Origin of the sequence: uncultured Tateyamaria sp., assembly GCF_947496075.1 — a bacterium.
GTDB lineage: Bacteria > Pseudomonadota > Alphaproteobacteria > Rhodobacterales > Rhodobacteraceae > Tateyamaria.
Window position 1 is genome coordinate 745241 of sequence record NZ_CANMBJ010000001.1, and the last position, 12258, is coordinate 757498.

Consider the following 12258-nt stretch of genomic DNA (forward strand, 5'->3'; position numbering starts at 1 on the left):
CATGACATTCAGACCCCTCTTCCCGGTTCTTGCCGCCGCATGCATTGTCGCAGCCTGCGCCGAAGATGGCGCAGTCACATCAACCGCAAATGTCGATCCCATTTCGCTGGCAACCGCCCCGCCCGGGGCGGCACCGGGCACATGTTGGGACAAGACGGTGAGCCCTGCCGTGGTCGAGACCGTGACACGAAAAATCCAATTGCAACCCGCACAGATCAGCAGCGATGGGCGGGTTCAGTCGCCCCCGATTTACAAAACCGAGACAAGCCAGCAGGTTGTCCAGCCGCGTCGGGAAACCTGGTACGAAATTCTTTGTGACGCTGATGTCACGCCCGACTTCGTTGCATCGGTCCAGCGCGCGCTGGAGGCGCGGGGGTTCTACAGCGGACAGATCACGGGCGAAATGGACGCGCGGACCCGGGCCGCAATCGGGCGATACCAAGTCGCAGAGGGCCTGGACAGCAAGACCCTTTCCATCGCCGCCGCCCGCAAGCTGGGACTGATCACCGTCGCCAATCCCACCGCAACCTGACGGGCGGGCCGCACCAGCAGGTGCGCCTTACAGGCGGGCACATCGCTGCAAACCCTGAACAAGAAAGGCGCCCCGAGGGGCGCCGTACCTTTTCATATCGATGACGATACTTACTCGGCTAGACTGAGCGCCACGAAACGTGGATCACCCGCCCGACGCACCAGCAACAGAAGCGATTTACGCCCTGCTTCTTTCACGTCATCCAGCCGCGTCTCGAACTCGCCAATGCTGTTGACCTTTTGCTGTCCTGCTTCGGTGATGATGTCACCTGCACGCAGGCCCTTTTCGAAGGCTTCGCTGGTCTCGTCCACCTCGACAACGGCCAGACCTTCCTGATCCGCGTCAGCCCCCAGCTGCTCACGCAGCTCATCCGTCAGAGTGCTGAGCGTCAGGCCAAGCACATCCTTGGTTTCGGCTTCGGCGGGGCCCTCTTCGGGCGCCGCAACGGCGGGCACGGCGCCTTCAGCTTCCTCGCGCCGTCCAAGTGTCACGCGCAGAGTGACTGTTTCACCATTGCGGAACACGACCACGCGCACCGTTTCACCAACGGGGCTGTTGCCCACCTGGCGCACCAGGCCGCGCGTGTCGGCAACATCAACGCCGGCAAAGCTGAGGATCACGTCGCCATCCTGCATGCCGCCATCCTTGGCCGGGCCGTCCGGGACGGATGTGACAAGAGCACCGGTTGTGCTTTCGAGGCCAATCGCTTCTGCAATGTCATCCGTCACGTCCTGAATGCGTACGCCAAGCCAGCCGCGGCGGGTTTCGCCGAATTCCTGCAGCTGGTCGACCACGCGGATCACGACGTTGGAGGCCATCGAGAAGCCGATACCGATCGAACCGCCATTGGGCGACAGGATCGCTGTATTCACGCCAATCACTTCACCATCCATGTTGAACAGTGGACCACCGGAGTTGCCGCGGTTGATGGCCGCGTCCGTCTGGATGTAGTCATCATAGCTGCCGCTCAATGCGCGGTTGCGCGCCGACACGATACCGGCAGAGACTGAAAAGCCCTGACCAAGCGGGTTGCCCATCGCAACCACCCAATCACCGACGCGCGCAGTGTCGCTGTCGCCGAATGGCACGTGCGGCAGAGCCTCATCTGCTTCGACCTTCAGCAGCGCGATGTCCGTGTTCGGATCAGTGCCAACCAGTTCCGCAACCAACTTTTCTCCGCTGAAGAATTCGATCGTGATCTCGTCCGCGCCTTCGATGACGTGGTTGTTCGTGACGATGAACCCATCTTCGGAAATCACAAAGCCTGACCCAAGCGCCGACGAACGACGCGGCCGATCACCCTGGCCATTGCGATCTTGGAACTCGCGGAAAAAATCTTCGAAGGGCGAGCCTTCGGGCACGATGCCTTGGGGGCCGGTCCGCCCTTCGATCACCGTGGATGTCGTGATGTTGACCACCGACGGGCTGATCTGTTCTGCCAGAGGGGCCAGGCTTTCGGGGCGCGCCTGCGCCATGAGCGCCTGCACCATAACAAAGGCCAGCGCCAAAGCGCCCAACCACAGGGCACGAAAGAGGGGCATTGGGGAAAGCCGTCCGGAGACGGCGATTGCCTGTCGCTGCATCAGGTTACTCCTGCATAGTCTTGTTGACCGTTTCGGTCATTTTGCACACGGACGCGCGCACCTGCGCACACCGTGCATGTAGGGTTGCATCCTTGCAACATTAAAGATGGATCAGCGTCTCGTGGTTTCAACAGAGCGTGATGTGCACGTGAACATTCTGAAATGCATTGCCTTACAAACCAATAAAAAAAGCCAGCCAGATAAAGATCAGACCGGTTACGAGAACGAGCGCACCAAACAGACGTCGGGCGCTTTCGGGCATGGTGCGCAGCACCTCAAGCACGCGTTCAATGAGCGAAGGGGCCAGCACATAGGCCAGCCCCTCCACCAACATCACAAGTCCCAGGGCCAGAAGGACCCAAGCCATTACTGTCCCGCGACGGCTGCGGCTGCTGCGTCCGCGGCAGCGGCAGCGGCGTCCGCCGTCGCACCGGTCGGTGACTTCAGGTAGTTGAAGAAGTCAGAGTCAGGTGACAGCACCATGGTCGAGTTCGACCCCTGCAACGACCGCTGGTACGCGGTAAGCGACCGATAGAATTCAAAGAATTCCGGGTCCGCGCCAAAGGCGTCGGCAAAGATCGAGTTCCGGCGCGCATCGGCTTCACCACGAATGATCTCGGCCTGGCGTTCTGCGTCCGACGTCAGTTCAACCACTGTCCGATCCGCCTGCGCACGCACACGCTGCGCCGCCTCGTTACCACGGGCGCGTTCATCGGTCGCTTCCCGCTCGCGTTCTGCACGCATCCGCTCAAAGGTGGCGTCAAGGTTTTCGGTTGGCAGGTCGGTCCGTTTCAGACGCACGTCCACCACTTCGATGCCCAGCGCGCGCGCTTCGGCGATGGCACCGTTGCGAATGCGCAGCATCAAGGCCGCCCGGTCCGAGCTGAGGATGTCGTTCGACGACACCGAACCCAGCACTTCGCGCAACTCGTTCCGCAGAATACCGTCGATCCGACGATCCGCCGACTCTTCGCCACCCGTACCAACGGCTTGCCGGAACTGGTTCACATCGGTGATCCGGTAACGGGCAAAGGCGTCGACAACGAGACGGCGATCATCAAGCGGTGTGACCTCAAGCGGTTCGACATCACGGCTCAGGATACGGTCGTCATAGCGCACAACTTCCTGAATGAGCGGAATCTTGAAGGCCAGCCCGGGATCTTCCTTGATGGCAACGACGCGCCCAAATTGCAGAACCAGCGCCTTTTCGCGCTCATCCACGATGAACAGCGACGACAGGCCGAGGGCGACAAGAACAACCGCAATGGGCAGAAGAAATGTGGATCTCCGCATCAGTTCGATCCTCCACCACGACGCAACTCGTTCAGCGGCAGATAGGGGACAACGCCCTGCCCTCCGGCGCCTTGGTTTTCATCCAGAATGATCTTGTCCACGCGGCCAAGCACCTCTTCCATGGTTTCCAGATACAGACGCTGACGCGTCACATCCGGCGCTTTCAGATATTCTTCCAGAACGGCGGAAAAGCGGCTGGCTTCACCTTCGGCCTGGTTGACCTGCTGGGCGCGATACCCTTCGGCCTCTTCCAGAAGCTGGGCCGCCTGACCACGTGCTTCAGCGAGCACACGGTTGGCATAAGCATCCGCCACGTTCTGCAGCCGGTCCCGCTCTTGTTCCGCCGCTTGCACGTCACGGAACGCGTCGATCACGGATGCAGGCGGGTCCGCCTTGTCAAAGTTGACACGGATCACCGTCACGCCGCTTTGATAGCTGTCGAGCGTGCTTTGGATCAGGTCCTGCAAGCGACCGGCGATTGCCCCACGATCCCGGTTCAGGATCGGTGCCAGATCGGATTGCGCGATAATCTCGCGCATCGCTGATTCCGACACGGCCCGGATGGTTGGGCGCGGATCACGCAGGTTGAACAGGAAGTTGGCCGGATCATTGATGTTCCAGACAACCTGGAAGTCGATGTCGACGATGTTCTCGTCACCGGTCAGCATCAGGCCGGCATCACCGCCACGACCGCCCACACCAATTTCTTCGGTTTGTTCGCGGGTCACGGGGATTACTTCGGCTGTCACGACGGGCCAAGGTGCAAAGTTCAGGCCGGGGCTGCCGATGGACGAAAACTCGCCCAGGAACAACTCGACAGACTGTTCTTCGGGCCGGACGGTGTAGAAGCTCGCCATCCCCCAAAGTACGAGTGCTGCAAGGGCCCCAAGGCCCAACGTGCCGCGCGTCAGGAACGGACCACCGCCGCCGCCTGAACCGCGACCGCTGCCGTTGCTGCCGCCACCACGGCCGCCCATGAGGACACGCAGCTGTTCCTGGCCCTTTTTGACCAGTTCGTCGATTTCGGGGATCTGCGGACCATCATCACCGGGCCCACGCCCGCCATTGCCGCGGCCGGGACCGCGAGAGCCATTGCCACGATCATCGTCGCCGCCGCCCGATTTGCCGCCACCCCCCCAGGGGCCGCCTGTATTGCCAGCCATGTGGTATTATTCTCCTCTTGCCGTGCAGCCAGTGCCGCACCTTGTGCATTACCTGTGATTTTTACCAGAAAATTCAAGCAGTCCGCATTGGCGTCCGCATGGTCACTATCTCTTCCGACATGGTCGGGTGCACCGCAACCGTCCTGTCGAAATCTTCCTTGGTTGCTCCCATCTTAACAGCGACACCCGCCAGTTGGATCATCTCGCCCGCATCCGGTGCGACGATGTGGCAACCCAGCACCTTGCGCGTTGCCACCGACACAACCAGTTTCATCAATACGCGATCGCTTCGTCCGGCAAAAGCCGTCTTCATCGGGCGGAACGACGTGCAGTACACTTCGACTTCCTCCTGATCGCGGGCATCTTCTTCGCTCAAACCGACCGTTCCCATCTCGGGTTGGGTGAACACCGCCGATGGGATCAGGTCATGATCAACCGCTGTCGGGTTGTCTTTGAACACTGTCTCGACGAATGCCATACCTTCGCGAATGGCGACGGGAGTCAGGTTCACCCGGTTGGTCACATCGCCAATGGCGTAGACGCTGTCGATGGCGGTTTTGGAGTATTCGTCCACAACAATCTCACCCCGGCGACCGACTTGGATACCGATATCCTCAAGTCCCATGTCGGTGCTGTTCGGGTCACGCCCAGTCGCAAACAGAACCATGTCGAAAACACACTCCCGCCCGGTCGTGGACTTGACCCAGATCGGGCCACCGCGATCCTTGGGGTTCGGCTTGGTTGCGACCCCACCATAGGCCATGACGTTCTCCTGCTGCGCGCTTGCGCCCATTGCGGCATCAGAAGCCGTTGGAATGGCGTCGGAATGATCTTCGGAGGCCGGTCCCATCTGCACGATGTTTGTCCCGGTGTGCAGATTGATCCCCCGGTCGCGCATCGATTCAGCGATCAGGCCACGCGCCTCGTCATCAAAGCCACGCAGGATTTGAGCCCCACGGTAGTACTGCGTCACCTCGACCCCCAAGCCGTGCAGGATGCAGGCAAATTCGCATGCAATGTATCCGCCACCGATAATCAGAATGGATTTGGGCAGTGTTTCGAGATGAAAGATATCATCGCTGACGATGCCCAGATCTGCATTGGGGATGCTTGGACGCACCGGGCGCCCGCCGGTGGCGACCAGGATGGTCTTGGCCGTCTTCGTCTCACCCGTCGACAATTCGACCGTATGCTTGTCTTTCAGCTTGGCGCGCGCATCGAATGTTTCGACGCCCGAATTTTTCAGGAGGCTGCGGTAGACACCTTCCAGCCGGTCCAGTTCAGTGTTCAGATGGCTACGGAACCCCGGCCAGTCAAAGGACCCCGCCGTCATGTTCCAACCATAGGCGCTGCCGACCTCGGCCAGCTCTCCGAACTCGCTGGCGAACACCATCAGTTTCTTGGGGACGCAGCCCCGGATCACGCAGGTCCCACCATAGCGGTCTTCCTCGGCCAGTGCGACGCGCGCCCCGGCCTCACCCGCGGCCACGCGCGCTGCGCGCACACCACCAGAGCCGCCCCCGATCACAAAGAGGTCGTAATCATAGTCCGCCATGTTTCGTGTCCTTAGTCTGCAAGGTCGGAGAACAGGTTGTCGCTTTCCAAGAAATCGAGCCGATCCTGTTCCACTGTGCCTTCATTGATATCTCGCACCTCGACCCGACCATCGCCGTAGCCGATGACAACGGCGTCACAAATATCGATGAACAAACCATTTTCAACCACACCCGGCATCTGGTTGATCACCAGGCTCAGCTGACGGGGGTTGCCAATGCGCTGCAGATGCAGGTCGAGGATGTAGTTCCCCTCGTCGGTCATGAAGGGGCGCTCGCCGTTCATGCGCAGGCTGGACTGACGGCCCAGAACGTCCATGGAGACAAGGGTTTCCTCGACCAGCGCCTGCGTGGTCTGCCAGCCAAAGGGGATGACCTCGATCGGCAGGGGAAAGGCGCCCAGATGTTCGACCTCTTTGCCTATATCGGCGATCACCACCATTTGATCAGAGGCGGTCGCCACGATCTTTTCCTGCAACAGCGCGCCGCCGCCACCTTTGATCAGGTTCAGGTCGCCATCGAACTCATCCGCGCCGTCGATGGTGAGGTCGAGCCACCTGGCCTCGTCCAGGCTGATCACTTCGATCCCGACCTCGCGGGCCAGATCCGCCGTGCGGGTCGATGTCGGCACACCCTTGAACTGCAAGCCGCCCTCACGCACCTGTTCGCCAAGACAACGCACCAGCCAGGCGGCGGTTGACCCAGTTCCCAGACCTACGCGCATTCCATCCTCGACATAGTCGGCGGCGCGTTTCGCAGCGACGAATTTGGCCTTGTCGATGGGCGACAGTTCTCCGGACATGTATGCGACTCCCCAAATGCTGCTGGGCTTATACGCACGCGGGCGGGTTGTTGCGACCCCAAAGGATGCAATTTGCTGCACTGCGCGGCGGAAACAGACGGTCAGGCAGGTGCACCCAGTAGTTCCATCGCCTCCAGCACCTCGTCCAGAACCACATGGTCATCGCCGTTCAAATCAAAGGTCATCATCGCGCGCATGGCGGCCATGGCCGTTTCCGACATCCCGGCTTCCGCCTTTTTCGCGGCATGGCCCCGCAGCTCAGCCCATCGGACGGTGCCATCGCCGTCCGTGTCCGCGCTTCGATGCCATACCAGAAGGCGCCCCCGCATCGTCGCGGATGCCGCGCGCAGCAGAACGTTCAACTCGTCGCGGGTGACTGTCAGGTCGTCATTCAGATCGGCTTCGAGCAGGCGACGGATTTCGCGCGCCCTCAGTCGCGCCTGTTCCGCGGCGATTGCTGTCTCGATGTCGGCCGCGGTTAATCCTCGCGTCCCACCATAGCCAAGGATCAGGCCCGCCGCCTCTTGAACAAAGGCATCGGGACGCGCACGCATCCGATCCAGTGTCGCCCCCGGCGTTCGCGCAACCAGCACATCGACCAGATCCCGCCCGGACAGTTCCTGAGCAAATGTGGCCCGCCATGGCAACGCACAGACAGCCAGCGACATCAGCAATAGAATCCAGCGCATTCGACATCCTCCGTGCTTTAGGGAAGCGCACCAAGGTAAACGGGTCGTTAATCGTGGCCTTTTCTCCAACGAATTGGTCGTTTTGAGACATCGTTTGCGCCGTGGTCGAAGGTACATGGCATGCATGAGCTACGTTCTGCACTATGCGCCCGACAACGCGTCGCTGATCATCCGATTGGCGCTTGATACGATTGGCGTGCCCTACTCCACGGTCCTCGTGGATCGTTCAAAACAGGAACAGCGCAGCGCGACCTATCGCAAACTGAACCCGAACGGGCTGATCCCAACGCTCGAAACACCCAATGGTATCCTGTTTGAAACAGGTGCGATCCTGCTCTGGCTTGTCGATGAGCACGGCGTCATTGGGCCAAAACCCGGCGAAGACACACGCACAGACTTTCTGAAATGGCTGTTCTTTTGCGCCAACACGGTGCACCCGCACATGCAATTGCTGTTCTACCCGGACAAGTTGATCGGTGACGATCCCGATCGACAACAGACCGTAACAGATGGCGCGCAACGCGCCCTGATGCGGGACTTTGCGATCCTCGAACACGCGGCAAACCAAGCCTTCGGCGACGATGCACCAACCGCCATTGATATTTATGTGGTCTGCATGCTGCGCTGGTGTGCAATCTATGGCCCAGACAATCGCGACTGGTTCACCCTTGCCGACAGCCCGCACCTGTCCCACATCTGCAAACGGGCTGACGCATGGCCCGCCACCGAGATCGCCAAACGGGCCGAGGGATTGGGCCCCGCACCGTTTACAGCGCCGCAGCGCCCCAACCCGCCCGAAGGATCCGCACTCTAAAATGTTCTTGTCCGTATTCGAAATGTTCAAGGTCGGCATCGGCCCGTCCTCGTCACACACCATGGGCCCCATGGTGGCGGCTGCGCGGTTCCTCGACATGATGCGCGCCTCGCCCTTCCAGTTCGCCGGGGTGCGCGCGTCGCTGCATGGGTCATTGGCCTTCACTGGCGTGGGGCATGCTACGGACCGGGCCACCATCCTTGGGCTTGCCGGGTTTGTGCCCGACACCTACGACCACGACAAAGCCGAAGCGACGCTGGTGGCATTGGCCGATACGCACACATTGCATCCCGACGACCTGCCTGCATTGCGTTTCAACCCCAAGACAGACCTTGTGTTTGACTACGACACGCCCCTGACCGGCCACGCCAACGGCATGATCCTGATGGCGACCGATGCACAGGGCGACATCACATTGCAGCAAGTCTTCTACTCCATCGGCGGCGGCTTCGTCATGACCGAAGAGGAACTGGCCGCTGGCAAGGCAACGGACGAAGGCGCCCCCGTCCCCTATCCCTTCAAAACTGCCGCCGAGATGCTTGAGATGGCAGACAGCTCTGGCAAGACCATTTCAGCCATGAAGCGCGCCAACGAAGTGTCCCGCAACGGAGATCCGCACCTGCGGTCGGGTACAAAACGGCTGTGGCAGGTGATGAACGATTGCATCACGCGCGGCCTGACAACCGACGGCACCTTACCGGGCGGTTTGAACGTCAAACGCAGGGCCAAGGGCATCCATGACAAGTTGATGGAAGAGCGCGGCATGAACCTGACGGCACCACACACCATCAACGACTGGATGAGCGTCTATGCCATGGCCGTAAACGAAGAAAACGCGGCGGGTGGACAAGTCGTCACGGCCCCCACCAACGGCGCGGCAGGCGTGTTGCCTGCCACTTTGCGCTACTATCTCGACCATGTTCCCGGCGCGTCCGAAGCACATATCGAGGATTTCCTGCTGACCGCTGCCGCCGTTGGCGGGCTTGTAAAATACAACGCCTCCATTTCAGGGGCCGAAGCGGGCTGCCAGGCCGAGGTGGGCAGCGCCGCGGCCATGGCTGCGGCGGGTCTGTGCGCCGTCATGGGCGGCACACCACAGCAGATCGAAAACGCGGCAGAGATTGCGCTCGAGCATCATTTGGGCATGACCTGCGACCCCATACGCGGGTTGGTGCAGGTGCCCTGCATCGAACGCAACGGCCTTGGCGCGATCAAGGCGGTCAGTGCGGCCAGCCTCGCCTTGCGGGGCGATGGCACGCACCTTGTGCCGCTCGACGCCTGTATCGAAACCATGCGACAAACCGGTGCCGACATGAGCGAGAAGTACAAGGAAACTTCGCTGGGCGGGCTTGCCGTCAACGTACCCAACTGTTGATGCCGTCGCGGTTCCGAAACACAGACAGTCACGGCGCCATGTTCCAGGGTCGGCGGGTGGGCGAATTTGCGCAGCAAAGAGTGCATCCGCAGACCAACAGTACGGCTCATCAAGCGATTTGACGCCAAATAGCGTCACCCAAGTCTCAATACTTGTGTTGCACTCCGCCCATCACTGGGTAGCGTGGCGCCATGACCCATGATCGCCCTCTTCTCGGCATCCTTTTGATGCTGGGCTTTTGCATTGTCGCCCCTGTCGGGGACGCGGTGGCCAAGGTGTTGGGGCAATCGGTTCCTCTTGCCCAACTCGTTCTGGTCCGATTCGCCGTGCAGGCAGTGATCCTGATCCCGATTGTCTGGTTCGGTCGACGGTTGTGGCGCATGCACGGACGGGTTTTGTGGTTAACACTATTTCGGACGGTGCTGCACATCCTCGGGATCGGTGCCATGTTCACAGCCTTGCAATACCTCCCCTTGGCGGATGCCGTAGCCATCGCCTTTGTCATGCCGTTCATCATGATGCTGCTGGGCAAATACGTTCTGGGCGAGGAAGTCGGCAGCCGCCGCGTCTGGGCCTGTGTCGTCGGGTTCTGCGGCACGCTCCTTGTGGTACAACCCAGCTTTGTCGAAGTGGGCTGGCCCGCTCTGCTGCCCCTTTTCGTGGCCGTGAACTTCTCTGTTTTCATGCTCGTGACACGCCAAATCGCCAAGGAAACCGATCCATTCAGCCTGCAAGCCGTGAGTGGGGTCATGGCTGTCGTGATCATGGGGCCCTTGGTCTATTTCCTGCAGGGAAAGAACCTGCCGGGCATCGAGCTGATCACTCCGAACAGCTTTGAATGGACCCTCCTACTGGCCATCGGTGGTCTTGGCACAATGGCGCACCTGCTGATGACATGGTCGCTGCGCTACGCGCCCTCGGCCACACTGGCCCCTATGCAATATCTGGAAATCCCTTTTGCCACGATCATCGGTTTCCTCGTCTTCCGCGACCTGCCCAACGGGCTTGCCTCCGTCGGGATCTCGATCACGATTGCGGCGGGGCTGTATATTGTGCTGCGCGAGCGGGCCATCGCGCGTCTTGAGACGCCTGAACCAGCGCCTGCGTGAGCGTTGGCAGGCAGCGGCGCGGCGCAATCACGATCATCGCAGGGTCTGACATGGTGAGGGTGACAGCCCCTTCCGCCGCATTCGATGTACCAATGGCCGACATTGGGTGAAATGCCAGGCCGTCAATCGGCCAGCGCAACCCCGTCGACGTCCCTTCGACCGCCGCCAGCGGGTAAAGCGATACAACATCGCCGGGCCGTGTAGCCAAGGCCAGGCGCGGCGGACACAGAAAGACGATCTCTTCTCGCCCAATAAGAATACAGGGCCGGTCTGCATAGCGCACCAGGACACTGAAACAGGCCAGTTGATGATCCACCCGTCCCCCCAAAAAACCTGCGGCCAGAACCACGGGGGCGGAAATATGGCGCAGCGCCTTGTCGAAGTCGGTGCTGTTCTGCTCTGCGATATGATACTGACGATCAGAGGGCACCCGGCGCTGCATCTCCTGCGTTACCGAGTCGAAATCACCAATCACGGCATCCAGATCGATGCCCGCCTCAAGCGCAATCTGCGCGCCTCCATCCGCTGCAACGCATGGACCTGCAAGCGCTTGCACCTCAGCCACATCGGCCAAGGTCGCCTCGCCACCGCCAAACAATGCAACGGGCTCAGAACTGTAAACAATCGGGGAAGTCATGCCGGATTAATGCAATTTTTGGAAACAGATCACAATGTCGCCACGAAATGATACCCTCAACGGCACAGATTCGGGCCGCTTTGGCCCGCCGCGCCACATAGGACGACCTTTGCATATCAGCAGAGGACGAGCATCCGATGATGAATAATAATAAAATTTTAACAGTTTCCTACGGTACCTTCTCGTGCACGTTGGAAGGATTCGATGACAGCTTCGGCACCATGAAGGCAATTGCGGAGTACTTCCGCGATCTGGCGTCCGATGACAGATATTTCGGGGCAGAGCCCCCGCAACCCGATGCCGAGATGTTGGCCCGCATCGCCGAGCGCGAGATTTCGCGCCGCGTGGAAGCGCGCGAGCAGGAAGGCCGAATTGTTCTGAGCGCGGAAACGCAACAACCCGAGGCCAGCGTGGCGTCGCCGGTTGCCCTTGCCGCAGCAGCAGCCCCGATTGTCGCGCCCGCGCCCAAGACCGAAACGCCAGCGCCGACACCTGACGCGACGACGGACACCGACGCACAGATTTCAGACGCGGTGAGCGAAGCGGCAATCGACGTGGCTGCAGACGAGACAACGGAAGAGGACGCTGTCGACCTGCCGGTCGATCCTGCAGAAGCTGACGCTGCAGCCGAAGCCGAAGCCGAAGCCGAAGCCGAAGCCGAAGCCGAAGCCGAAGCCGAAGCCGAAGCCGAAGCCGAAGCCGAAGCCG

Annotated in this window: 12 protein-coding genes and 1 pseudogene; 5 read left to right on the top strand and 8 right to left on the bottom strand. The window is 60.6% G+C overall.

Features of this window, described 5'->3' with window-relative positions; genetic code table 11:
- Position 1: 1 nt before the first annotated feature.
- Complete coding sequence (locus Q1A51_RS03795) at positions 2 to 532, top strand: peptidoglycan-binding domain-containing protein (protein ID WP_299603983.1); 531 nt, start codon at positions 2 to 4, stop codon at positions 530 to 532.
- A gap of 110 nt (positions 533 to 642) precedes the next feature.
- On the opposite strand, the gene Q1A51_RS03800 is transcribed toward Q1A51_RS03795, so the two are convergent.
- The 7 genes from Q1A51_RS03800 to Q1A51_RS03830 all read right to left on the bottom strand — a co-directional run bounded on the left by Q1A51_RS03800 (position 643) and on the right by Q1A51_RS03830 (position 7615).
- Positions 643 to 2115 carry a Do family serine endopeptidase gene (locus Q1A51_RS03800; RefSeq protein WP_299211866.1) on the bottom strand — a complete coding sequence of 491 codons (1473 nt, stop codon included), beginning with the start codon at positions 2113 to 2115 and terminating at the stop codon, positions 643 to 645.
- 172 nt (positions 2116 to 2287) lie between these two features.
- Positions 2288 to 2482: a DUF2065 domain-containing protein gene (locus Q1A51_RS03805; protein WP_189369560.1), complete on the bottom strand. Its 195-nt coding sequence runs from the start codon at positions 2480 to 2482 to the stop codon at positions 2288 to 2290.
- Positions 2482 to 3408 (bottom strand): protease modulator HflC, encoded by a 927-nt coding sequence (gene hflC / locus Q1A51_RS03810; RefSeq protein ID WP_299603986.1) that lies wholly within the window; start codon positions 3406 to 3408, stop codon positions 2482 to 2484. The genes Q1A51_RS03805 and hflC overlap by 1 nt, the downstream gene beginning before the upstream one ends.
- Complete coding sequence (hflK, locus tag Q1A51_RS03815) at positions 3408 to 4571, bottom strand: FtsH protease activity modulator HflK (protein WP_299603988.1); 1164 nt, start codon at positions 4569 to 4571, stop codon at positions 3408 to 3410. Before hflK ends, hflC begins: the two co-directional genes overlap by 1 nt.
- Positions 4572 to 4644: 73 nt before the next feature.
- Positions 4645 to 6126 (bottom strand): FAD-dependent oxidoreductase, encoded by a 1482-nt coding sequence (locus Q1A51_RS03820; protein WP_299603991.1) that lies wholly within the window; start codon positions 6124 to 6126, stop codon positions 4645 to 4647.
- 11 nt (positions 6127 to 6137) lie between these two features.
- On the bottom strand, positions 6138 to 6926 hold the full coding sequence (rpiA, locus tag Q1A51_RS03825) for a ribose-5-phosphate isomerase RpiA (protein WP_189369556.1): 789 nt from the start codon (positions 6924 to 6926) through the stop codon (positions 6138 to 6140).
- Positions 6927 to 7027: 101 nt separating this feature from the next.
- Positions 7028 to 7615: an EF-hand domain-containing protein gene (locus tag Q1A51_RS03830; RefSeq protein WP_299603994.1), complete on the bottom strand. Its 588-nt coding sequence runs from the start codon at positions 7613 to 7615 to the stop codon at positions 7028 to 7030.
- Positions 7616 to 7739: 124 nt separating this feature from the next.
- On the opposite strand from Q1A51_RS03830, the gene Q1A51_RS03835 reads away from it, so the two are divergent.
- The 3 genes from Q1A51_RS03835 (at position 7740) to Q1A51_RS03845 (ending at position 10913) form a co-directional block, all read left to right on the top strand.
- Complete coding sequence (locus Q1A51_RS03835) at positions 7740 to 8429, top strand: glutathione S-transferase family protein (protein ID WP_299603996.1); 690 nt, start codon at positions 7740 to 7742, stop codon at positions 8427 to 8429.
- Between the two features lies 1 nt (position 8430).
- On the top strand, positions 8431 to 9804 hold the full coding sequence (locus Q1A51_RS03840; protein WP_299603998.1) for an L-serine ammonia-lyase: 1374 nt from the start codon (positions 8431 to 8433) through the stop codon (positions 9802 to 9804).
- 191 nt (positions 9805 to 9995) lie between these two features.
- Positions 9996 to 10913: a DMT family transporter gene (locus tag Q1A51_RS03845; protein WP_299604000.1), complete on the top strand. Its 918-nt coding sequence runs from the start codon at positions 9996 to 9998 to the stop codon at positions 10911 to 10913.
- On the opposite strand, the gene Q1A51_RS03850 is transcribed toward Q1A51_RS03845, so the two are convergent.
- Entirely contained in the window at positions 10831 to 11550 is a 720-nt protein-coding gene (locus Q1A51_RS03850) for a thiamine diphosphokinase (protein WP_299604002.1), read from the bottom strand. The genes Q1A51_RS03845 and Q1A51_RS03850 overlap by 83 nt on opposite strands.
- A gap of 137 nt (positions 11551 to 11687) precedes the next feature.
- On the opposite strand from Q1A51_RS03850, the pseudogene Q1A51_RS03855 reads away from it, so the two are divergent.
- A pseudogene (locus tag Q1A51_RS03855) lies at positions 11688 to 12258 on the top strand (chemotaxis protein CheA); the annotation flags it as partial.

Excerpts from the sequence above, each read along its gene's own strand:
- Q1A51_RS03795 (WP_299603983.1), top strand. The coding sequence starts at position 2 with ATGACATTCAGACCCCTCTTCCCGGTTCTTGCCGCCGCATGCATTGTC.
- Q1A51_RS03800 (WP_299211866.1), bottom strand. The coding sequence starts at position 2,115 with ATGCAGCGACAGGCAATCGCCGTCTCCGGACGGCTTTCCCCAATGCCC.
- Q1A51_RS03805 (WP_189369560.1), bottom strand. The coding sequence starts at position 2,482 with ATGGCTTGGGTCCTTCTGGCCCTGGGACTTGTGATGTTGGTGGAGGGG.
- hflC (WP_299603986.1), bottom strand. The coding sequence starts at position 3,408 with ATGCGGAGATCCACATTTCTTCTGCCCATTGCGGTTGTTCTTGTCGCC.
- hflK (WP_299603988.1), bottom strand. The coding sequence starts at position 4,571 with ATGGCTGGCAATACAGGCGGCCCCTGGGGGGGTGGCGGCAAATCGGGC.
- Q1A51_RS03820 (WP_299603991.1), bottom strand. The coding sequence starts at position 6,126 with ATGGCGGACTATGATTACGACCTCTTTGTGATCGGGGGCGGCTCTGGT.
- rpiA (WP_189369556.1), bottom strand. The coding sequence starts at position 6,926 with ATGTCCGGAGAACTGTCGCCCATCGACAAGGCCAAATTCGTCGCTGCG.
- Q1A51_RS03830 (WP_299603994.1), bottom strand. The coding sequence starts at position 7,615 with ATGCGCTGGATTCTATTGCTGATGTCGCTGGCTGTCTGTGCGTTGCCA.
- Q1A51_RS03835 (WP_299603996.1), top strand. The coding sequence starts at position 7,740 with ATGAGCTACGTTCTGCACTATGCGCCCGACAACGCGTCGCTGATCATC.
- Q1A51_RS03840 (WP_299603998.1), top strand. The coding sequence starts at position 8,431 with ATGTTCTTGTCCGTATTCGAAATGTTCAAGGTCGGCATCGGCCCGTCC.
- Q1A51_RS03845 (WP_299604000.1), top strand. The coding sequence starts at position 9,996 with ATGACCCATGATCGCCCTCTTCTCGGCATCCTTTTGATGCTGGGCTTT.
- Q1A51_RS03850 (WP_299604002.1), bottom strand. The coding sequence starts at position 11,550 with ATGACTTCCCCGATTGTTTACAGTTCTGAGCCCGTTGCATTGTTTGGC.